Annotated in this window: 17 protein-coding genes and 1 pseudogene; 13 read left to right on the forward strand and 5 right to left on the reverse strand. The window is 57.4% G+C overall.

Annotation, left to right across the window (positions count from 1 at the left end; all coding sequences use genetic code 11):
• Positions 1–15 precede the first annotated feature (15 nt).
• Complete coding sequence (locus B9Z42_RS08665) at positions 16–1,590, reverse strand: alkaline phosphatase (protein ID WP_100132960.1); 1,575 nt, start codon at positions 1,588–1,590, stop codon at positions 16–18.
• Positions 1,591–1,721: 131 nt separating this feature from the next.
• On the opposite strand from B9Z42_RS08665, the gene mutS reads away from it, so the two are divergent.
• Genes mutS through B9Z42_RS08680 form a run of 3 tightly spaced genes read left to right on the forward strand, consistent with a single transcriptional unit; the run spans position 1,722 to position 6,069 of the window.
• Positions 1,722–4,436 carry a DNA mismatch repair protein MutS gene (gene mutS, locus B9Z42_RS08670; protein ID WP_100132961.1) on the forward strand — a complete coding sequence of 905 codons (2,715 nt, stop codon included), beginning with the start codon at positions 1,722–1,724 and terminating at the stop codon, positions 4,434–4,436.
• Positions 4,433–5,260, forward strand: a complete 828-nt coding sequence (locus B9Z42_RS08675) for a proteasome-type protease (protein WP_100132962.1) — start codon at positions 4,433–4,435, stop codon at positions 5,258–5,260. The genes mutS and B9Z42_RS08675 overlap by 4 nt, the downstream gene beginning before the upstream one ends.
• The gene (locus tag B9Z42_RS08680; RefSeq protein WP_100132963.1) at positions 5,260–6,069 is read left to right on the forward strand and encodes an alpha/beta fold hydrolase; all 810 of its coding nucleotides are present in this window, start codon (positions 5,260–5,262) and stop codon (positions 6,067–6,069) included. The genes B9Z42_RS08675 and B9Z42_RS08680 overlap by 1 nt, the downstream gene beginning before the upstream one ends.
• Before the next feature lie 22 nt (positions 6,070–6,091).
• Here the strand turns inward: B9Z42_RS08680 and B9Z42_RS08685 are convergent, their stop codons facing one another.
• Positions 6,092–6,949 carry an undecaprenyl-diphosphate phosphatase gene (locus tag B9Z42_RS08685; protein WP_100132964.1) on the reverse strand — a complete coding sequence of 286 codons (858 nt, stop codon included), beginning with the start codon at positions 6,947–6,949 and terminating at the stop codon, positions 6,092–6,094.
• A 305-nt stretch (positions 6,950–7,254) separates the two neighbouring features.
• On the opposite strand from B9Z42_RS08685, the gene B9Z42_RS08690 reads away from it, so the two are divergent.
• From B9Z42_RS08690 to B9Z42_RS08700, 3 genes are all read left to right on the forward strand, one after another.
• Complete coding sequence (locus B9Z42_RS08690) at positions 7,255–8,346, forward strand: cytochrome-c peroxidase (RefSeq protein WP_158235930.1); 1,092 nt, start codon at positions 7,255–7,257, stop codon at positions 8,344–8,346.
• Positions 8,347–8,446: 100 nt separating this feature from the next.
• Complete coding sequence (locus B9Z42_RS08695) at positions 8,447–10,288, forward strand: glutamine--tRNA ligase/YqeY domain fusion protein (protein WP_100132966.1); 1,842 nt, start codon at positions 8,447–8,449, stop codon at positions 10,286–10,288.
• Between the two features lie 9 nt (positions 10,289–10,297).
• Positions 10,298–10,915, forward strand: a complete 618-nt coding sequence (locus tag B9Z42_RS08700) for a pyridoxamine 5'-phosphate oxidase family protein (protein WP_100132967.1) — start codon at positions 10,298–10,300, stop codon at positions 10,913–10,915.
• Between the two features lie 51 nt (positions 10,916–10,966).
• Here B9Z42_RS08700 and B9Z42_RS16355 read toward each other — a convergent pair whose 3' ends face one another.
• Together B9Z42_RS16355 and B9Z42_RS08710 are read right to left on the reverse strand one after the other, a co-directional pair.
• Positions 10,967–11,569: a LysM peptidoglycan-binding domain-containing protein gene (locus tag B9Z42_RS16355; RefSeq protein WP_199172008.1), complete on the reverse strand. Its 603-nt coding sequence runs from the start codon at positions 11,567–11,569 to the stop codon at positions 10,967–10,969.
• Positions 11,570–12,246: 677 nt separating this feature from the next.
• Positions 12,247–12,987 (reverse strand): SOS response-associated peptidase, encoded by a 741-nt coding sequence (locus B9Z42_RS08710; protein ID WP_100132968.1) that lies wholly within the window; start codon positions 12,985–12,987, stop codon positions 12,247–12,249.
• Positions 12,988–13,042: 55 nt separating this feature from the next.
• Between B9Z42_RS08710 and B9Z42_RS08715 the strand changes: the two genes are divergently transcribed.
• From B9Z42_RS08715 to B9Z42_RS08745, 7 genes and pseudogenes are all read left to right on the forward strand, one after another.
• Complete coding sequence (locus tag B9Z42_RS08715; protein WP_100132969.1) at positions 13,043–13,594, forward strand: pseudouridine synthase; 552 nt, start codon at positions 13,043–13,045, stop codon at positions 13,592–13,594.
• Positions 13,595–13,882: 288 nt separating this feature from the next.
• Positions 13,883–14,662: a glucose 1-dehydrogenase gene (locus B9Z42_RS08720; RefSeq protein ID WP_100132970.1), complete on the forward strand. Its 780-nt coding sequence runs from the start codon at positions 13,883–13,885 to the stop codon at positions 14,660–14,662.
• 7 nt (positions 14,663–14,669) lie between these two features.
• Positions 14,670–14,975, forward strand: coding sequence for a 2Fe-2S iron-sulfur cluster-binding protein (locus B9Z42_RS08725; protein ID WP_100133068.1), 306 nt, complete (start codon positions 14,670–14,672; stop codon positions 14,973–14,975).
• A gap of 24 nt (positions 14,976–14,999) precedes the next feature.
• The gene (locus tag B9Z42_RS08730) at positions 15,000–15,671 is read left to right on the forward strand and encodes an RluA family pseudouridine synthase (RefSeq protein WP_100132971.1); all 672 of its coding nucleotides are present in this window, start codon (positions 15,000–15,002) and stop codon (positions 15,669–15,671) included.
• A 101-nt stretch (positions 15,672–15,772) separates the two neighbouring features.
• Positions 15,773–16,954, forward strand: a complete 1,182-nt coding sequence (gene bktB, locus B9Z42_RS08735) for a beta-ketothiolase BktB (protein ID WP_100132972.1) — start codon at positions 15,773–15,775, stop codon at positions 16,952–16,954.
• A gap of 15 nt (positions 16,955–16,969) precedes the next feature.
• Positions 16,970–18,304, forward strand: a pseudogene (locus B9Z42_RS08740) (MFS transporter); the annotation flags it as partial.
• 112 nt (positions 18,305–18,416) lie between these two features.
• Positions 18,417–18,914: a hemerythrin domain-containing protein gene (locus tag B9Z42_RS08745; RefSeq protein WP_100132973.1), complete on the forward strand. Its 498-nt coding sequence runs from the start codon at positions 18,417–18,419 to the stop codon at positions 18,912–18,914.
• A 563-nt stretch (positions 18,915–19,477) separates the two neighbouring features.
• On the opposite strand, the gene B9Z42_RS08750 is transcribed toward B9Z42_RS08745, so the two are convergent.
• A complete protein-coding gene (locus B9Z42_RS08750) occupies positions 19,478–20,518 on the reverse strand; it encodes a methionine synthase (protein WP_100132974.1) in 1,041 nt (346 codons plus the stop codon).

Genomic DNA, 20,518 nt, shown 5'->3' on the forward strand with positions numbered 1-20,518 from the left:
ATTGAGCTACAGCGATTATTTCAGCGCTTCCATCATCACGTGGAAAATCCAGTTTTGCTCCATCGACCCACGCACCAAATGGGCTTTGGGGCCGCGTGCATAAATCGCCACGTCTTCACCCGCATGCGTTTCGGAGGCCAGAGGCACAGTGGCTTCTTGCAAGAAGTTCAGGTCGGTGGTGTCCAGATTGGTCAGGTCTGGACGACCCGTTGCACGAAAGCCAGGGCCGTTGGTGTAGGCCAAGGTGGTGAAGGGCTTGCCGTTGAGATCCAAACTGTTTTTCAGCGGCGTACCGTCTTTGGCAGGCACTTCACGCACCAACCCAAGAATGTTGTTGCCACGGCTGGGGTAGCCAGCGATGGTGAAGGTGTGGCTGTGGTCAGCCGTGACGATGATGAGGGTGTCGTCCAAGGCGCCCGCAGCTTTGAGCACATCGACCGTGCGTTGGATGGCGTTAGAAAACTCAATCGTGTCAATCAACGCACGTTTGGCATTGCCTGCATGGTGGGCGTGGTCAATGCGCCCACCTTCTGCGTGCAAGAAGAAACCTTTGGGGTCCTTCAACAACACGCGCAGCGCTTTCTCGGTCATCTCGGTCAGCGAGGGTTCGCCTGCAGGGTCATTGGCGCGGTCGGCTTCGTATTGCGCATGCGATGGCTCAAACAAGCCCAGCAAGTAACTGTGGTTGTCCGGCTCAAAAGCATCGAACTGTGCTTTGTTCCAAGCATAGGCAGCGCGACCGTAAGGGCTGCGTGTGGTCACCCACTCTTGCGTCAAGTCACGGCCATCCAGACGACGCCCTTTGTCTTTGGCGTACTCGGGATCCATCAGGGTGTTGGGCATGAAGTAAGTGCGTCCGCCCCCCAGTGCCACTTTGAGACTCTTGCGAACCGACGGAGACACCTCGATCATCTGACGCGCGATGTCTTTCACCGCATGGTCAGCACCACGACAAGGTGCGCCGGTGTTGATGTCGGTGACCGGCAAGTTGGAATCGGCCTCCCAGTCGCGCATGGCCGTGTGGGCATACAAAGCGGCCGGCGTGGCATGGGTGATGCGGGCGGTGGACACAATACCCGTGGACTTGCCCATGTCAGCCGCCTCCTCCAGCACGCTGCGAACTTTTTTGGCCTCAATCACCGCAGCACTGCATTCGCCACGCGGCGTGGTGTGGTTGACCGACAGTTGCCCTTCACGTGCCTTGTAGCCCGTGGCTATGGCGGTCATGGTGGGCGCAGAGTCTGACGTTTGCTGATCCCACGAGTAAGTTTTAGACAAGGCGGTGTAGGGAAAACGGTCAAACGACAAACGGTTTTCCTCGCCCGATTTACCCTTCATCTGGCCTTCCAAGATGCGCGCCGCCGTGATGGTGCTCACGCCCATGCCGTCCCCCACAAACAAAATCACGTTTTTGGCACGGCGGTTGTTCACAGGCAAGGCCTTGCCTTGTTCGATGAACGATTGACCATCGTTGAACCAATCAGCAACCACTTCCGGCCCTTGTACAACTGGGGTAGGTTGGGCGAAAGCTGCGCCGTGGGCCAGCAAGGCGACAGCGGTGGCAACAGCAGAAATCAAGCGACGGTTCATTGGGATGTCTCCTCATTGGGCGCAAAAAATTAAAGAAATTATGGAATATTCTTGTGTCAGCGCCGTGACCTGAAGGGTCACGGTACTTTGCGGTGAAAATAAAGGCAGATGACCGCCCAAGTTAATTAACCATGCCCACCGATTCAGTCTTTGCCGGTCACACCCCCATGATGCAGCAGTACTTGGGGCTCAAAGCTGACCACCCCGAGACGCTGTTGTTCTACCGCATGGGCGACTTTTACGAGTTGTTCTTTGCCGATGCCGAGAAGGTCACGCGGCTGCTCGACATCACGCTCACGCAGCGCGGCCAATCCAACGGCGAGCCTGTGGTGATGGCCGGTGTGCCATTTCACTCGCTCGAAACCTACCTCTCACGCCTCATCAAGCTGGGCGAGTCCGTGGCGATTTGCGAACAAGTGGGCGATGTGGGCGCCAGCAAAGGACCGGTCGAACGCAAAGTGGTGCGCGTGGTCACGCCTGGCACGCTGACGGATAGCGCCTTGCTCAGCGACAAAACCGAAGCCTATGTGCTGGCCATTCACCAAAGCGACCGCCATGGTTGCGGCTTGGCTTGGCTCAGCGTCACCCAAGGCTTGGTGCATTTGGCCGAGTGCGACACGTCCGAGCTGCCCAACTGGATTGCCCGCGTGGCACCCAGCGAAATCATTTACAGCGCTGAGGTCAGCCCTGCGTTTGAGCAACAGCTGAAAAGCTTTTGCAGCCATTTAAGCCTACCCGCCCAAGTGCGCCCCGCATTTCAGTTTGACGCCGCTTTGGGTGGTCGCAAACTGCTGCAGCATTTGCAAGCCGCCTCGCTCAATGCGTGGAACGCACAAGACGTGGTGCAAGCCCACGCCGCCGCCGCCGCCCTGCTGACCTACGCTGAACACACCCAAGGCCGCGCCCTCACGCATGTGCACGGCGTGTACGTGGCGCGCAACGACGCGCTGATCGATCTACCGCTCACCACCCGTCGCAACCTAGAGCTGACCCAAACCCTGCGTGGCGAAGACTCGCCCACCTTGTTCTCGCTGCTCGACACCTGCATGACGGGCATGGGCAGCCGCCAGCTCAAAAACTGGCTGCTCTCACCCGAGCGCGACCGCGCCGGAGCCATGCACCGCTTAGCCGCTATTGAAGCGCTGCAAGACAACCGCACGCAAAGCTACAAAGTGCTGCGTGATGCCCTCAAGGGCTCGGGCGATGTGCAACGCATCAGCGCACGCGTGTCGCTGCGCCAGGTGCGTCCGCGTGAGTTGGTGTCGCTAGGCCAAGCGCTACAAAAAGCGTTGCGCATACAACCGCTCATTCCCACCTCTACAGCGCCAGCAGCGTTGCAGGCGGAGCGCTCTGCTGCGTGTCCCCCGCTCGCTGGGCGAGCTCCTCCTTTACCTTCGCAGAGCGCTCCGCCTGCAACGCTTCTCTTGCAAATCGCTCAAGACATGGGGGTACCGCCTGAATGTGGTGCTTTGCTGGAGCGCGCTTTGCTGCCTGAGCCCGCCGTCTTGGTGCGCGATGGGGGCGTGATCGGCCACGGGTATGACGCAGACCTCGATGAGCTGCGCGCTATTCAAAACAACTGCGATGGCTTCTTGCTTGAACTCGAAGCCCGCGAGCGCGAGCGCACTGGCATTGCCAATTTGCGTGTGCAGTTCAACAAGGTGCATGGCTTCTACATTGAGGTCACGCAAGGCCAAATCGACAAAGTGCCGGCCGACTACACACGCCGCCAAACACTTAAGAACGCTGAGCGTTTCATCACGCCCGAGCTCAAAACTTTTGAAGACAAAGCCCTCAGCGCCCAAGAGCGCGCCTTGACTCGCGAGAAGTTTTTATTCGAGCAACTGCTCGACACCTTGCAGCCCTTTGTGCCCGCCCTCACCCGCTTGGCCCAAGCTGTGGCCACGCTGGACGCGCTGTGCGCCTTGGCCGAGCGCTCGCTCACCTTGGGATGGTGTGCGCCTGAGTTTGTCAAAACACCGTGCATTGAAATCACGCAAGGCCGCCACCCCGTGGTCGAAGCACGCTTGGCCGAAACGCATGGCGTGGTGGCTGGCGGTGCGGCTAAAACCTTCATTGCCAACGACACGATGCTGGGCCACAAACAACGCATGCAAGTTATCACCGGCCCCAACATGGGCGGTAAGTCGACCTACATGCGCCAAGTAGCCATCATCGTCTTGCTGGCCAGCATTGGCAGCCATGTGCCGGCCACGGCGTGCCGACTGGGACCGATTGACGCCATCCACACCCGCATTGGTGCGGCCGACGATTTGGCCAATGCGCAATCGACCTTCATGCTGGAGATGACCGAGGCCGCGCAAATCTTGCACGCCGCCACGCCCCACAGCTTGGTGTTGATGGACGAGATCGGCCGCGGCACCTCCACCTTCGATGGCTTGGCCTTGGCCAGCGGCATTGCCACACATTTGCATGACAAGACCCAAGCCTTCACGTTGTTTGCCACCCATTACTTTGAACTCACCGAATTTCCCGCCAAGCACCGCGCGGCGGTAAACGTGCACGTCAGCGCGGCGGAGTCAGGTGCCAACATTGTGTTTTTGCACGAAATTCAACCCGGCCCGGCCAGCCGCAGCTACGGTATTCAAGTGGCCCGCTTGGCTGGCATGCCAAGCGCGGTGCTTAGCCACGCCCGCCATGCATTGGCCTCGCTCGAAGCGGGGGCCGATGCATCGAAGGTTCAAGTCGACCTCTTTGCGCCGCCGCCTTTGCAAGACGATGTGGGCCCCAGCCCCTTGCAAGCCAAGCTGGCCGAGATCGACCCCGACAAACTCAGTCCACGCGATGCGTTGGACGCCCTGTATCAACTGAAAAAACTTTTATGACCTACTGCGTCGGCATCAAACTCAAAGCGGGCCTCGTGTTCTTGTCTGACTCGCGCACCAACGCGGGCCTCGACCAAATCAGCACCTTCCGCAAAATGATCGTGTACGAGAAGCCGGGCGACCGCTTCATGGTGTTGTTGTCAGCAGGCAATTTGTCCATCTCGCAATCGGTGCGTGAGATCTTGCAAGTCGAGCAACTCAAAGACACCCCCGAGAGCGAACCCATCACCATTTGGAACGCCAAGAGCATGTTTGATGCGGTGCGCGTGTTGGGCGCGGCCATTCGCCGTGTGCACGAGCGTGATGCGGCGGCCCTCAAAGCCTCGGGTGTCGACTTCAATGTGTCGCTCATCTTTGGTGGGCAAATCGCAGGCGAAGGCATGCGTTTGTTTCAGGTGTATTCACCCGGCAACTTCATCGAAGCCACGGCTGAAACGCCCTACTTCCAAATTGGCGAATCCAAATACGGCAAGCCTGTTTTGGACCGCGTGTTGCAACCCGACACGCCCTTGAACGAAGCGGCCAAATGCGCGCTGGTGTCGATGGACTCCACACTCAAATCCAACCTATCCGTCGGCCTGCCGCTGGACATGGTGGTGTACGAAGCCGACAAGTTCGAGAGCGACAAAGTGGTGTGCATCGACGAGCACAACCCCTACTTTCAAATGATGCACAACACCTGGGGCGAAAAACTGCGCGAGGTGTTTGATGGCATTGACGACCCCGTTTGGGACGGGAAAGCCACAGCCACACCCTTGCTGCAACCCGCGGCGCGCGCGCCCGCCCTCAAGAAAATCATGACACCGGATGAAAAGCTTATTTGATGCCGACCACTGCGCGCCTCATCTTTTCGCACGGCAACAGCTTTCCCGCCAGCACCTACCGCGTGCTCTTTGACAGCCTGCGCCAGCGCGGCTTCAAGGTCGATGCCGTCGAAATGTTTGGCCACGACCCCAAGTACCCGGTGACCAACAACTGGCCCAACTTGGTCGAGCAGTTGGCTGACTTTGCGCGTAAAAAGCAGGGCTCGGGTGAACCCGCATTTTTGGTGGGCCACTCACTGGGCGGCATCCTGAGCCTGATGTGCGCGGCCCGTCATCCTGAACTCGCACGCGGCGTGGTCTTGATCGACTCGCCAGTGCTGGGCGGATGGCGCGCCACCACGTTGGGTTTAGCCAAACGCACCTCACTGGTGGGGGCCCTGTCGCCCGGACGTATCAGCCAAAAGCGACGCAACCACTGGCCCGATGCGCAAGCAGCACTCGACAGCTTCCAGAACAAAAAAGCCTTTGCCCGCTGGGACCCGCAAGTCTTGCGTGACTACATTGACTACGGCACACACGACGAAGGCGGCCAACGGGTCTTGAGCTTTGACCGCGAAGTCGAAACCGCGATCTACAACAGCCTGCCCCACAAACTCGACAGCCTGCTCAAACGCCACCCGCTCAAGTGCCCCGTGTCCTTCATTGGTGGCACACACTCCAAGGAAATGCGACAAGCTGGGACAGAGCTGACGCAGCAGGTGGTCAAAGGCCGCGTCATGATGCTCGATGGCTCACACCTCGTTCCCATGGAAAAGCCTCTCGCCACTGCCGCGGCCATCGAGGCCTCGCTGCGTAATTTCGGGGCTTGAAGGACTCAGGCGCTGACGGGGGTCATGCCGCCCAGGTCACCCAGCCCATGGTGTGGGTGACCAACACCAGCAGGCCGAACACGATGCGGTACCAAGCAAACGGCACAAAGCTGTGGCTGGCAATGTAGCGCAGCAACCAACGCACACAAATCCAAGCGCTGAGAAACGAGAACACCAGGCCTACGACAAACACGGGCGCATCGGCCATGCTCAACAACGCACGTTCTTTGTAGAGGCTGTAAGCGCCAGCGCCGATCAGCGTTGGAATGGCCAAGTAGAACGAAAAATCGGTCGCCGCTTTGCGCGACAAACCCAGCAACATGCCACCAATGATGGTGGCACCGCTGCGGCTGGTGCCGGGAATCATGGCCAAACACTGAACCAGACCCACTTTCAAAGCATCCAACGGCGACATGCTTTCGACATTCACGATGCGCGCGTTGTCGTTGGGGTGAGCGTCTTCGCCCTCAGGCTTAGCGCGGCCCCAACCCTCGGCCCACAAGATGATGAAACCACCGATGATGAAGGTACTCGCCACCACCGTCGGTGTGAACAAATGCGCTTTGATGAACTTGCCAAATAACAAGCCCAACACCACGGCAGGCACAAAGGCGATGAACACGTTCAATGCAAAGCGGCGTGCCTCAACCTGCGTCGGCAAGGCAACCACCGTGCCCGCCAACTTTTGCCAATAGACAATGATCACGGCAAAGATAGCGCCCGTTTGAATCGCAATGTCAAACACCTTGGCTTTGTCGTCGTCCATGCCCAACAAGGCACCCGCCAAAATCAAATGGCCGGTGGAAGAGATGGGCAAAAACTCGGTCAAACCTTCCACAATGCCCATCACGGCGGCTTTGAGTAACAAAACGATATCCATATGACTCCTTAGATGGCTCAAATTATCCCTTGTGCGAATTCCTACGGCGGCATTTGCAGTATTTGAGTCACTGGCTTTGCATGTCTAGCAAAGATGACGACGAAGTAATATTCAAATTTGTATTTATTTCCCTTTGGAACCATAAAATTTAAGGTACTTATTTGCTAATTAATTTAAGAGGCGACATGCCAAACTTCAAAATTCAAAAGATACGACCACGAACACAGACCTTGTTTTCCGTGTTTTTTGCTTTGTTGACTATGGGTTTAAGTGCATGCGGAGGTGGAGGCGGCACGACGAACGCTGTGAGTTCTTATCCAAGCGTTGCGGCAGCAACGTCCTTGGATTTGAATTCGCCGCTTAACTACACATCACCCACCTTACTCGCACACTACGATGCAAGCGTGCTGGCTGCAACCAATCAAACACCAAACAATCTCACAACCAACAAAGGCGCAACGCTCGGCCGCGTTTTGTTCAATGATGTGCGTTTGAGTTTCAACGGCACCAAATCTTGTGCCTCATGCCACCAGCAAAGCAACGGTTTTGTTGATCAAGCACAATTCAGCACTGGCTTTGCTGGCGGACTCACCACGGCCCATTCCATGCGGCTGAGCAACATCGCCTTCTACCAAGGCAACAGCATGTTTTGGGACAAACGTGCCAGCAGCATAGAAGACCAAGCAACTGACCCCATTCAAAATGCCACCGAAATGGGCTTTGATGCCACACACGGCGGTTTTAGTGCCCTGATTTCTAAAATGCAGAACTTGTCCTATTACCCAGAACTGTTCACTTGGGTGTACAACGACGCCGCAATCACAGAAGCAAGAGTTCAAAATGCGTTGGCTCAATTTCAGCGCAGCATGATCTCTGCCAATAGCAAATGGGACCGCGCTTATGCAGTGGTGTTCGAGGCCAACGGTAATGCCAATACCCCGCAAAACTTTGGGCGTTCATTGGCGGGTAACAACATCCCCGCCGCCGACCGATTCTCAGCCTCTGAAGACAATGGCCGCGACTTGTTCATGCGGGCCCCCAACAACGGCGGTAAAGGGTGTGCGGGCTGCCACCAACCACCCACTTTCGCGCTTGACCCCAACTCTCGCAGCAATGGACTTGACCTGAATGAAACCGTAATTTTCAAGTCCCCCTCACTCAAAAACGTGGCTCTCTCTGGACGTTTCATGCACGATGGACGTTTCAGTACCCTCAATCAGGTGCTCACACACTACGCATCAGGCGTCCAAGCTGGCACGGCGAGAGACAACCGTTTGCCAGTTGGCGGCATACCTATGACAGCCCAAGAGCAAGCCGATATCGTGGCCTTCCTGCAAACGTTGACCGACACAACCCTCACCACAGACACCCGTTTTGGTAATCCATTTATTCGCTAACTGCAGTAGCCAAGCTACTCCTGGGTTCTCGATGATTGCGCTCTAGGATAAAAGGCTCTCGAATCAGAGTATGGGACCTAGCGCCCCCTAAAATCACAGGATGACGAAACCCGCCAACCCCGCGACCGAACCAGACCACAAGCCCAGCAACTTTTTGCGCCAAATCATCGAGAACGATTTGGCCCAAGGCACTTACGCCAGCCGCCGCTGGGCAGGCAGCCCTGGTGACGCCGCGCATCACGCCAAAGGCGAGCCCGACCCAGCCAAGATTCGCACCCGCTTTCCGCCCGAGCCCAACGGCTATTTGCATGTGGGCCACGCCAAAAGCATTTGTATCAACTTCGGGCTGGCCAAGGAATACGGCGGCGTGTGCCACCTGCGCTTTGACGACACCAACCCCGAAAAAGAAGACACCGAATACGTCAACAGCATCATCGACGCTGTGAAGTGGCTCGGTTTTGATTGGGCACAAATCGGTCAAGCCGCTGGCTCTGCCGCGCCCTACCAGGCCAGCGACTACTTTGACTTCATGTACCGCGCCGCCGAGTTTCTGATTGAAGCTGGTTACGCCTATGTGGACGAACAAAGTGCGGAAGACATGCGCGCCAACCGCGGCGACTTTGGCAAACCCGGTGTGGACAGCCCTTTCCGCACCCGGACCGTGGCAGAAAACTTGATGCGCTTTCGCGAAATGCGCGATGGCAAGTTAGCCGACGGCGCTGCCGTGCTTCGCGCCAAGATCGACATGGCTTCGCCCAACATCAACCTGCGCGACCCGGCCATCTATCGCATCCGCCGCGCCACCCACCACCACACGGGCGACACCTGGTGCATCTACCCGATGTACACCTTTGCCCACCCCATCGAAGACGCGCTGGAGCAAATCACCCACAGCATCTGCACGCTGGAGTTTGAAGACCAGCGCCCGTTTTACGACTGGCTGATGGCGCGTTTGTCTGAGTCGACAACACGATCCGATGGCCAGGTGGTGGCCGGTTTACTCGCTGCACCGAGCCCCAAGCAATACGAGTTCTCGCGCCTCAATCTCACCTACGTCATCACCAGCAAACGCAAACTCGCGCAACTGGTGAACGAAAACAAAGTCAGCGGTTGGGACGACCCCCGCATGCCCACCATCGTGGGCCTGCGTCGCCGTGGCTACACACCAACAAGCTTGCGCCTGTTTGCAGACCGCATCGGCGTGACCAAGAGCGACAGCTGGATCGACTACAGCACGCTCGAAGGCTGCCTGCGTGAAGACTTAGAAAACACCGCGCACCGTGCCATGGCCGTGCTCGACCCCGTCAAACTCGTGCTCACCAACTGGGACGAGGTGATGGGTGCGGGCCACCTAGAGCCTTGCACACAACCTGCGCTGCCCCACGCCGACGATGGCGCTGAAGTGCCCACACGCCATTTCAAAATTGGCAAAGAAGTGTGGATTGAGCGCGACGACTTTATAGAAGTGGCCCCCAAAGGCTACAAACGTCTCTACCCTGGCAACAAAGTGCGCCTCAAAGGTGGCTACGTCATCGAGTGCACAGGCTGCACCAAAGACGCGGCTGGCAACATCACTGAAGTGCAAGCCACCGTCATCCCCGACACCAAGAGCGGCACACCCGGCAGCGCCACCGTCAAGGCCAGCGCCGCCATTACTTGGGTGGGCGTGAACGACGGCTTGCAGGCTGAAGTACGGATGTATGACCGCTTGTTCACCGACGCACAACCCGATGCAGGCGGCAAAGACTTCCTTGCCGCCCTCAACCCCGACAGCCTGAAAGTTGTGACTGCGTATGTAGAGCCCTCATTGGCCCACGTGCCCGCCAGTGCGCACTTTCAGTTTGAACGCCACGGCTACTTTGTGACCGACCGCGTGGACCATGGAGATGGCAAGTTGGTGTTCAACAAGATCACGGGACTGAAAGACACTTGGGCTAAATAAAGGCTTTGCATGAACATCACCAGCCTCTCTGAACTGCGAAAGCTTTACGGCCCTGCCAGTGAGCGATCAGTCAAGAAAGAAATCCCCGCACTGGATGTGCATGCGATTCAGTTCATTGGCTTATCTCCTTTTGTCGTCTTGGCGAGTGGTGGGGTTCAAGGCGCTATGGATGCGTCGCCGCGCGGCGGGGATGCTGGCTTCGTCAAAGTGTTGGATGCGCAAACGCTCCTGATTCCCGATGCACCAGGCAACAACCGGCTGGACACCTTAGAAAACATCGTCACCACAGGCCAAATCGGTTTGCTGTTCATGGTGCCCGGATTTGACGAAACACTGCGCATCAACGGCCGCGCGGTGTTGTCCACGTCCCCTGAAGATTTGGCCCTTTGCACAGATGCCCGCCGCACCCCTTTGTTGGCCATTCGCGTGGTTGTGGCATCGGTCTACCTGCATTGCGCTAAAGCACTGATGCGCTCAAAGCTGTGGGACGCCTCTTTGCACAATGCACGCACTCAAATGCCCACCATGGGCGAGATGATGCGCGACCAGATCCGCGCATTCAAAGGCGAAGACATACACGTCGAGTCACAGGCCCAGATGTTGGACCGATATAGGCAGTCGCTTTAATTTCCAGCAATAACGCGACCATTTGATGGACGCATCTCATCGTTGGTCAAATCAATCCGGCACTCTTAAAACCTGACCAGGAAGAATATTGTCCGGCGATGCCAGCACACGGGGATTAGCCTCAAACAAGCGCGGGAACTGGCTGGGGTCGCCGTAGACCCGATTGGCGATTTGGCCCAACGTGTCGCCGGAACGCACTTCATACACCTGGCCCGTGGCGTCACGCTCTGTGCTCACGGCATTGCCCGACTCTGCGACGCGATTTTGTGCGGGTTCGGCTGGAGCATTGCGTGCGTTGGCTTGCTGAGTTCGCTCAGGCCTTTTGTTTTCAGGCCTAGCGGGCTTCATCACCCTCGGCTGCTCTGCCCCAGCACTTTGCAAATTAAAAGCACCACTGCCTGACGTGTTGGCGCCCCCATTGGCAGTAGCAGCACCGGATGACAGTCGGCCGCCGTTTTGCACCATTTGATCTAAAACATTGAATTTGCCGTACCAATAGCCACCAAATCCCGTCGTGACCATGCAAAAAATCATCGCAACTCCGAGATAAATAGGTGCGCTGCTCATCCCTGCGCCAGAAGCAGCGCCAGCTGAGCCGACCGGAGCTTCCATGATTTGGCCGTCTTTGATCACAAATTGTTGAAGAGGTTGCATGGCGGTTCACCTTTTTAAAAAGAATACTTAAATACTAATTATCATTAGGCGTACATCCATATTAAATTTTGTAAATCACGATCTGAATTCGATAGATCTTGACTACCGGCGAGAGATATTTAACCCGCTGAGTAAAGCCCTTCGTCAGCACCTTTGAGCCGAGCCGAGTCGTCAACTAAGTTGTTCGACCAGACTGTGAATGACCCTGTGCATAACTAGACTCATACCCATGCAAACCCTGATGCCACGGGGGCTACAACGCGATGCTGTCAAAACAGGCAGTGCCGGAGCACAAGCGCCATCCGACCGATCCTTCAAGTTATACGCACAGACTGTGAATGACTCTGTGGGAAACTCCGTGGATAGTGCTGCAAAGCCTTACGGACATTGACTTCCAACACGATGCTTAAAAATTGAGCATCCTCAAAAATTAATTTTCAAGGCCTCTAAAAGTATTCAAAACAGAAGCCTCGCACACAAAAAAAGAAATCTCAACGCGCTGCAAAGGGTAAATTTGTGCTTACGCTTCAAGGAGAAATAGTTGTTCTTCCCCCATGTGAATGACCTTGTGGATAACCCTAGGGATATCTCCTCAAACCCTGACCCAGCTTGGGCTGGCGCAGCATGCTTCTTTTATAGGCAGCGACCACGACGCCCCATCCAATCAACGCATGGGTTTATTTTTTCTCCACAGGGTTGGCCGTCAGCAAATTGGCAGGGTAGGCACGCATGAACTCGCGGGCTTTTTCTGGACGGGCGCTGAGCCAAGCCGCATAAGCGCCCTCACCCAGAATGGCGGGCATGCGTTTTTCGTTGCCGTTTTGTTGGTAGCGGTGCAGCAAGGCGTGGCTATTGGCGTTGACGGTCAACAGCGTGAAACTGACGATCTCCGCGCCTTCTTTTTCCCAGCGCTCCCACAAGCCCGCCACGCCCATGGGCTTGCCATCGACGCGAGAGATGCGCGTAGGCACCGCCTTGCCGCTGCGCCAATCGTCTTCAAAAAAGGCCATGACGGGCACAATGCAGCGCTGGCCGTTGAGCCACGATTCGCGAAAGTTGTTCGACGTGGTGACCGTCTCCGAGCGCGCGTTGATCAGCTTGGTCGAGCGCAGTTTGGCGTCGGAGGCTGATTTCACCCACGGCGGCACCAAGCCAAATTGGCCATAGCCCAACTCACGCATGAGCGACTGTGAGGCATCCATATCGGTTGGTGCTGCCACGAGCGCAGGTTCTAGGGCTGCATCTGGTGAGATGTTGGGCACGGAAGTAACAGAAGGCGAGGTTACCGTCGCATGGCGGATAAACACACCCGCTTTACGCGGCCACACATCGCGCTCAAAGGCTTGGTTTGGGGCAGCCACGTCAAAGGCATCGGGGTACAGGGCGGCGTTGAGCACGCTTTCAAAATGAGCAGTCATGCGGGCGATGCTAGCTGAGTGCCTGCTACGCTCTAGGCTTGATTGTTGAGACCCCATGCTGATTCGATTTAACAAACCCTACGGCGTGCTGAGCCAATTCACTCCAGAAGGCCGCTGGCAAGGACTGAGTGACTTCATCCAACTGCCCGGCGTCTACGTCGCGGGCCGTTTGGACGCCGACAGCGAAGGCCTTCTGCTGCTCACCGACGACGGCCAACTGCAAGCCCGCATTGCCGACCCGCGCTTCAAGATGGAAAAAACCTACCTCGCCCAAGTCGAAGGCGTGGTCAACGACGACGCTTTGCAAGCCCTGCAGCGCGGCGTGGTGCTCAACGACGGCCCTACCCTGCCCGCCCGCGCACGCGCAGTCGACGCGCCCGCAGACCTGTGGCCACGCACACCGCCCATTCGCGAGCGTCAAAACAAACCCACCTCGTGGCTAGAGCTCACCATCCGCGAAGGCCGTAACCGCCAAGTGCGCCGCATGACGGCTGCCGTTGGCTTGCCCACGCTGCGCCTGATTCGCACCGCCATTGGCACCTACACCTTGGACGATTTGCCCAGTGGTATTTGGCGAGAAACATCGCTCGATCAAGCGAGAACGTAGGCGGCGTGAATTACCATGCCTGCACATCTCACTCCGAGATGAATCCTAAGGAGGGATGTATGGCCAAAGGCGAACAACACAGTAACAAGATGACGAAAAAGCCCAAAAAGGACACGTCACCCCCCAAGACTTCCACCTCGGACCGTCCCAACCCACCCACGACCTACGTCGCACCCCGCGGCAAAATCAAGTCGAAATAAATCGGACTTGACGCCTGCGTGACGAGCCCGTCACGCAGAGCGCGGCACACTGGCGCTCTAAAAATTCACACCTTTGGAGACCGCCCCCATGAACACCCAAGACCTGTTTTCGCTGCAAGGCCGCACCGCCATCGTGACCGGTGGATCGCGTGGCATTGGCCGCATGATTGCCGAAGGCTTTGTGCGCCAAGGCGCACGGGTGTACATCACTGCACGCAAGGCTGAGGCGTGTGAACAAACAGCCAAAGAGTTGTCGGCCCTGGGCCACTGCGTGGCGCTGCCGCTGGATGTTTCTAGCTTGGACGGTGCCAAGGCCTTGCTGGCTGCCTATACGCAGCACGAAAGCCAGCTCGACATTCTGGTCAACAACGCAGGCGCCGCGTGGGGCGCACCGTTCAACGAATTCCCAGAAGCCGGTTGGGACAAAGTGGTAGACCTCAACATGAAGGCCCCATTCTTTCTGACCCAAACCTTTGCGCCCATGCTGCGTGCAGCGGCCAAAACACACGCCGCCAAGGTGATCAACATCGCCTCCATCGACGGCATTTCGGTCAACCCTTGGGAAACCTATTCCTACGCGGCCAGCAAAGCGGGCTTGATTCACCTCACCCGCCGCATGGCCACGCGATTGATTGAAGACGGCATCGTGGTCAACGCCATCGCCCCTGGCCCCTTTGCCTCCGACATGAACAAAGAAGCCCGCGACCACGGCGACACCGTGGCCGAACGCGTACCCGCCAAGCGCGTGGGCCAACCCGAAGACATGGCCGCTGCCGCCATTTACTTAGCATCCCGCGCAGGCGACTACGTGCTGGGCCACACCTTGGTGGTGGACGGCGGCGTGACGCATGTGCGCGGTGATGCTTAACACCTTTATGACTTCCCACAACACCTTCTCGATCTTCACCGTTCACGTTCAACCCGCTGATTTGCAATACGACGTCGAGGGCGACTTGACCTTGCTCGAAGCGGCCGACATGTCGCGCATCGAGCTACCCAGCTCGTGTCGCAACGGCACATGCCGTACTTGCATCTGCCGCCTGGTGAGCGGTGAGGTCGATTACACGGTCGAGTGGCCGGGCTTGAGCGCCGAAGAAAAAGCAGAAGGCTATGTGCTGCCCTGCGTGGCGCGCCCACGCTCCAACGTGGTGATCGAACAGCCCGAAGCCCGCGCCACGTAAGATTGGGTCGAAAGACACCGATTTATGACCCCGATTTATGAAGACGAACACCTGCTGGTGTTTGAAAAACCCAGCGGCCTGCTGTCCGTTCCCGGCCGAGGCCCCGAGAAGCAAGACTGCCTTTCCAAGCGCGTGCAAGACATCTTCACCGACGCGTTGGTGGTGCACCGGCTCGACCAAGATACCTCGGGCCTGATCGTGATGGCACGCGGCATCGAAGCCCAACGCCGCATCAGCCGCCTGTTTGAAACCCGCCAAGTGAGCAAACGCTACATGGCGGTGGTGGCCGGCAACCCATCTCAGACACAAGCCGAAGTGACGGCCAACGAAGACGGCTGGCGAAGCATCGAAGGCCACATCCTGCTCGACTGGGAGCGTCGCCCCATTCACATCATTCACCCCGACGGCAAGCCCAGCCGCAGCCTGTGGCGTTGTGTGCAAGCCGGGCCAGAAGCCAGCTTGATTGAGCTAGAGCCCTTCACCGGCCGCACCCACCAATTGCGGGTGCACATGCAAAGCATTGGCCACCCCATGTTGGGTGACTCGTTGTACGCGCCGACCGAGCTCAAGGCCCTGACGCCTCGTTTGATGCTGCATGCCCAAGACATTGGCTTTCCCCACCCGTTCACCCAAGCGCCTCTGATGTTCAGCGCGCCTGTGCACTGGTCGGCACAGGCGCCGTATTTAGTGGTTTAAAGAGGTGGTCAAAGACCGAACGTAAGGCCTCTGTCGCCGAAGCAGGGCACACTATTTTGGTTTTTTAAAATTGATCTTATTTTTAACAACAGGAGATAAACATGCGTGAAGTCGTCGTCGTCAGTGGTGTTCGCACAGCCATCGGTACTTATGGTGGCAGCCTGAAAGACATTCCCCCCAGCGAATTGGCCGCCCAAGTGGTGCGCGAGTCGTTGGCCCGCGCTGGCGTTGAAGGCAAAGACGTGGGCCATGTGGTGTTTGGCCATGTGGTCAACACCGAGCCCAAAGACATGTATTTGTCGCGCTTGGCAGCCATCCACGGCGGCTGTCTGGAAGGCACGCCCGCCTTCAACGTGAACCGCTTGTGCGGTTCGGGCTTGCAAGCCATCGTGTCGGCCAGCCAATCCATCATGCTGGGCGACTGCGACGTGGCCATTGGCGGCGGCGCTGAAAACATGAGCCGTGGCCCATACGCTTCATTGAGCGCGCGTTGGGGTGCACGCATGGGCGACACCAAGATGGTCGACATGGTGCTCGGTGCTTTGCACGACCCCTTCCAAACCATCCACATGGGTGTGACCGCTGAAAACGTGGCCGCCAAATTTGGCATCACCCGCGAGATGCAAGACGCCTTGGCTGTCGAGAGCCACAACCGTGCGCAACGCGCCACCGAAGCAGGCTTGTTCAAAGACCAAATCATGCCCGTCATCTTGAAGAGCAAAAAAGGCGACGTGGCCTACACCACCGATGAGCATGTGCGCGCCAACTGCAAGCTCGAAGACATGGCCAAGTTAAAGCCCGTGTTCCTCAAAGAAAACGGCACCGTGACGGCAGGTAACGCTTCGGGCATCAACGACGCTGCAGCTGCCGTGGTGTTGATGGAAGCCAAAGCTGCCCAAGCTCGCGGGGCCAAGCCGTTGGCACGTTTGGTGGCTTATGCCCACACCGGTCTGGACCCCAAAATCATGGGCATGGGCCCCGTGTCGGCCTCACGCCTGGCACTGCAAAAAGCAGGCTTGACCACGAACGACATGGACGTGATCGAAGCCAACGAAGCCTTCGCCGCCCAAGCCTGCGCCGTGACGAAAGAGCTGGGCCTGGACCCCGCCAAGGTCAACCCCAATGGGTCGGGCATTTCGCTGGGTCACCCCATCGGGGCCACCGGCGCGTTGATCACCGTGAAAGCTTTGTACGAGTTGCAACGCGTTCAAGGCAAGTACGCTCTGGTGACCATGTGCATCGGCGGCGGCCAGGGCATTGCTGCCATCTTTGAGCGCATGTAAGCCAAAATAGGCAGCATGCAAGACCACCTCCCCGAACGCAGCGACCACAAAGCCAACCAATTTGCCTTACTCGGGCAACGTCGGTTTGCACCATTTTTTTGGACGCAGTTTTCGGGGGCGGCGAACGACAACTTGTTCAAGTTTGCGTTCACCGTGATGGTGACCTACCAGCTCAGCGTGAGCTGGTTGCCCGTCTCCTTGGCGGGCTTGGTGATTGGGGCCCTGTTCATCCTCCCCTTTTTGTTGTTCTCTGCCACCAGCGGCCAATTGGCTGACAAGCTGGACCAAGCCGCGCTGATGCGCTTGGTAAAGAATTTGGAAATCGGCATCATGGCCTTAGCCGCAGTGGGCTTTGCCACGGAACAGGTGACGGTGTTGCTGCTGTGTACGTTTTTGATGGGCCTGCACTCCACGCTATTTGGCCCCGTGAAGTTCGCTTACCTGCCCCAAGTGCTGAAAGGGCATGAGCTCACCGGCGGTAACGGCATGGTCGAAATGGGCACGTTTGTCGCCATTTTGCTGGGCAATGTGGCGGGCGGTTTGTTGGTGGCGATCCCAGAGGTCGGCCACACCGCCGTCGCTGTGGCATGCGTATCGGTCGCCGTGCTGGGCCGACTCCTCAGCGGTGCCATTCCTTCGTTGCCGGCCACCGCGCCTGATTTAAAAACCAACTGGAACCCGATCACCGAAACTTGGCGCAACCTGCAATTGGCGCGCGCCAACCGCACCGTTTTTATCACCCTGCTAGGCATCAGCTGGATGTGGTTTTTCGGCGCCATCTTTTTGAGCCAATTCCCCAGCTTTGCCAAAGAAGTGCTGCATGGGGATGCGCAAGTGGCGTCCTTGTTGTTGGTGCTGTTCTCAGTGGGCATTGGCGCGGGCTCTCTGTTGTGTGAGAGCCTGAGCCGACGGCGCGTCGAGGCGGGTTTGGCACCTTTAGGCGCCATTGGCATGTCGGTGTTCGCGATCGATCTGTACTTTGCCTCACGCGGCCTGCCCGATGCGCCCCTGATGGACATCGCCACCTTTTACGCAGACAGCGCACACTGGCGCGTGATGGCCGACTTGGTGCTGCTGAGTTTGTTTGCTGGCATCTACAGCGTGCCTATGTACGCCTTGATCCAACAACAAAGTCACACGGCCGAATGCGCCCGCATCATCGCAGCCAACAACATCATCAATGCCCTGTTCATGATTGCCAGTTCCTTGATCGCAGGGGCCATGCTGGGCGCAGGCATGACCATTCCCGACGTGATCTTGTGGACTGGCGTGGCCAACGCCGTGGTGACGCTGGCGATTTTTGTCGCCGAACCGCTGTACCTGCAACGCTTCGCCGCATGGCTGCGCTCTGTTTGACACTGCGCCAGGTGAGCGGTGACGAATTGCCATTAAGCTTTATGGATCTTGAGACGCTGCACATGCCGAGCGATCCGTCCGTGCCCCTTGATTTGAAAGTTTTGCCATGACCGACACACACACTGCTCCCATCGCCATCCGAGAAGTCACCTTGGCTTGGTCTGACGACTTAGCCTTGGACCTCGACTTCATGGACGACACCCACCGCGAGTTTGTGGACTTGCTAGCTGCCACCGAATTGGCCGACGACGAGACCTTGATAGAGCGCTTCAGCGCCTTGATCGACCACACCGACGATCACTTTGGTCGCGAAGACCAGTGGATGAAAGACACACAGTTTTCATCGAGCAACTGCCACACCTCGCAGCACGATGTGATCTTGCAAGTGATGCGTGAAGGCATGCGGCGTGGCAAAGAAAATGGCGACTTGGCGATGGTGCGTCAATTGGCACACGAGCTGGGCATTTGGTTTCCCCAACACGCCCAAACCATGGATGCGGCGCTGGCTCAGCACTTGCAACGTGTGGGGTATGACGCGGAGACGGGCATTGTGTCGGCACCTGAGGCTTTGCCTGCTGGTGAGATTCATGGCTGTGGTGGTTAATCTGCTTTGTTCGCTTGCTGCGGTTTTTTTAGCTCTTAGCGGTTTGGTTTCTACTGGGGGGCGGTGCTTGCAACTTGGGTGTCTTGTTGCGCGAATGTCCCCCGAGCGGCGCTGGGGCGCCACTCTCCTCCTTTACTTCGCTTCACAAGACACCCAAGTTGCAAGCGCCTAGTTGGGGTGTTAGGGGTTGAAGGCACTTCTGGCTGCTGATGCTGATGCTGATGCTGATGCTGATGCTGATGCGGCTAAGGCTAAGGCTAAGGCTAAGGCTAAGGCTAGGTCTAAATGCTAGGTGCTAGGTGCTAGGTGCTAGGTCTAAATGCTAGGTGCTAGGTGCTAGGTGCTAGGTGCTAGGTGCCAAGTGTTTGACACCAACAATAAAAATCAAAACCCGAGAAAGTGAATCCCCGCAAAGCCGCAGGCGAGCGTATTTCAACTGGCGCAAAGAGGGGTTTGGGTATCTGCTGAAGCGAAGTCAAGGAGGAGAGTGGCGCCCCAGCGCCGCTCGGGGGACATTCACTTCAGCAGATGCCCAAACCCCTCCCCCCACCACAAAACAAAAATCAAGCGTACCGAGTACGCGCCAAAGCAGCACCAGCCGCCAAGGCCTCCAGCTTCTTCACCGCCACCTCACGGGTCATAGGCGCCAAGCCGCAGTTGGTGCAAGCAATCAAACGGTTCTTAGGCACATACTTCAACGCCATGCCAATCGTGTCAGCAATTTGCTCTGGCGTTTCGATCACATCGCTGGCCACGTCAATCACGCCCACCATCACGTCTTTGCCTTCCAGCAAAGCCATCATCTCGGGCGGCACATGTGAGTGGTAACACTCCAAACTCACCTGCTGAATGCTGCTCTTGGCCAACGCAGGCAACACTTTTTCGTATTGACGCCATTCGTCGCCCAAAGTCTTCTTCCAGTTGTTGTTGGCTTCAATGCCGTAGCCATAACAAATGTGAACCGCCGTGGTGCAGGTCAGGCCTTGTGCCGCGCGCTCTAGCGCTTTGACGCCCCAATCTGCGGCTTCGTCGAGGTAGACGTTGAACGCGGGTTCGTCAAACTGGATGATGTCCACGCCGTCGGCTTGCAAGGCCAAGGCTTCTTGATTCAGCAACTCGGCAAAGGCAAACGCCATGTCAATGCGGCCTTGCACCGCGTCTTTGCCTTTGCCGTAGAAGCGGTCGGCGACGGTGTCGACGATGGTCATGGGGCCGGGCAAGGTGAATTTGAGTTTCTTCTTTGTGTGAGCACGGGCGAGCTGCGCTTCAAACGCGTGAACTCGGCCTTTCAACTTCAAAGGTGCGATGACTTGCGGCACTTGGGCGTCGTAGCGGTTGTTGCGAATGCCCATCGTCACTTTGTTTTCAAAGTCGATGCCTTCGACTTGCTCTAAAAAGCCGTGCACAAAGTGTTGGCGTGATTGCTCGCCGTCGCCGACCACATCGAGACCGGCGTCTTCTTGGGCTTTGATCCACAACAGCGTGGCGTCGGCTTTGGCTTGCAAAAGCGCGTCACCTTCGGCTTGCCACTTGGGCCAGAGTTTGTTGGTCTCGGCCAACCATTCGGGTTTGGGCAGGCTACCAGCGATGGCGGTTGAAAACAT

It is taken from the genome of Limnohabitans sp. B9-3 (assembly GCF_002778325.1).
Lineage (GTDB): Bacteria > Pseudomonadota > Gammaproteobacteria > Burkholderiales > Burkholderiaceae_C > Limnohabitans > Limnohabitans kasalickyi.

Coding starts and splice junctions, on each gene's coding strand:
- mutS (WP_100132961.1), top strand. CDS start 1,722: ATGCCCACCGATTCAGTCTTTGCCGGTCACACCCCCATGATGCAGCAG.
- B9Z42_RS16355 (WP_199172008.1), bottom strand. CDS start 11,569: ATGCAACCTCTTCAACAATTTGTGATCAAAGACGGCCAAATCATGGAA.
- B9Z42_RS08710 (WP_100132968.1), bottom strand. CDS start 12,987: ATGACTGCTCATTTTGAAAGCGTGCTCAACGCCGCCCTGTACCCCGAT.
- B9Z42_RS08750 (WP_100132974.1), bottom strand. CDS start 20,518: ATGTTTTCAACCGCCATCGCTGGTAGCCTGCCCAAACCCGAATGGTTG.
- B9Z42_RS08720 (WP_100132970.1), top strand. CDS start 13,883: ATGAACACCCAAGACCTGTTTTCGCTGCAAGGCCGCACCGCCATCGTG.
- bktB (WP_100132972.1), top strand. CDS start 15,773: ATGCGTGAAGTCGTCGTCGTCAGTGGTGTTCGCACAGCCATCGGTACT.
- B9Z42_RS08695 (WP_100132966.1), top strand. CDS start 8,447: ATGACGAAACCCGCCAACCCCGCGACCGAACCAGACCACAAGCCCAGC.
- B9Z42_RS08725 (WP_100133068.1), top strand. CDS start 14,670: ATGACTTCCCACAACACCTTCTCGATCTTCACCGTTCACGTTCAACCC.
- B9Z42_RS08730 (WP_100132971.1), top strand. CDS start 15,000: ATGACCCCGATTTATGAAGACGAACACCTGCTGGTGTTTGAAAAACCC.
- B9Z42_RS08675 (WP_100132962.1), top strand. CDS start 4,433: ATGACCTACTGCGTCGGCATCAAACTCAAAGCGGGCCTCGTGTTCTTG.
- B9Z42_RS08680 (WP_100132963.1), top strand. CDS start 5,260: ATGCCGACCACTGCGCGCCTCATCTTTTCGCACGGCAACAGCTTTCCC.
- B9Z42_RS08665 (WP_100132960.1), bottom strand. CDS start 1,590: ATGAACCGTCGCTTGATTTCTGCTGTTGCCACCGCTGTCGCCTTGCTG.
- B9Z42_RS08745 (WP_100132973.1), top strand. CDS start 18,417: ATGACCGACACACACACTGCTCCCATCGCCATCCGAGAAGTCACCTTG.
- B9Z42_RS08685 (WP_100132964.1), bottom strand. CDS start 6,949: ATGGATATCGTTTTGTTACTCAAAGCCGCCGTGATGGGCATTGTGGAA.
- B9Z42_RS08715 (WP_100132969.1), top strand. CDS start 13,043: ATGCTGATTCGATTTAACAAACCCTACGGCGTGCTGAGCCAATTCACT.
- B9Z42_RS08700 (WP_100132967.1), top strand. CDS start 10,298: ATGAACATCACCAGCCTCTCTGAACTGCGAAAGCTTTACGGCCCTGCC.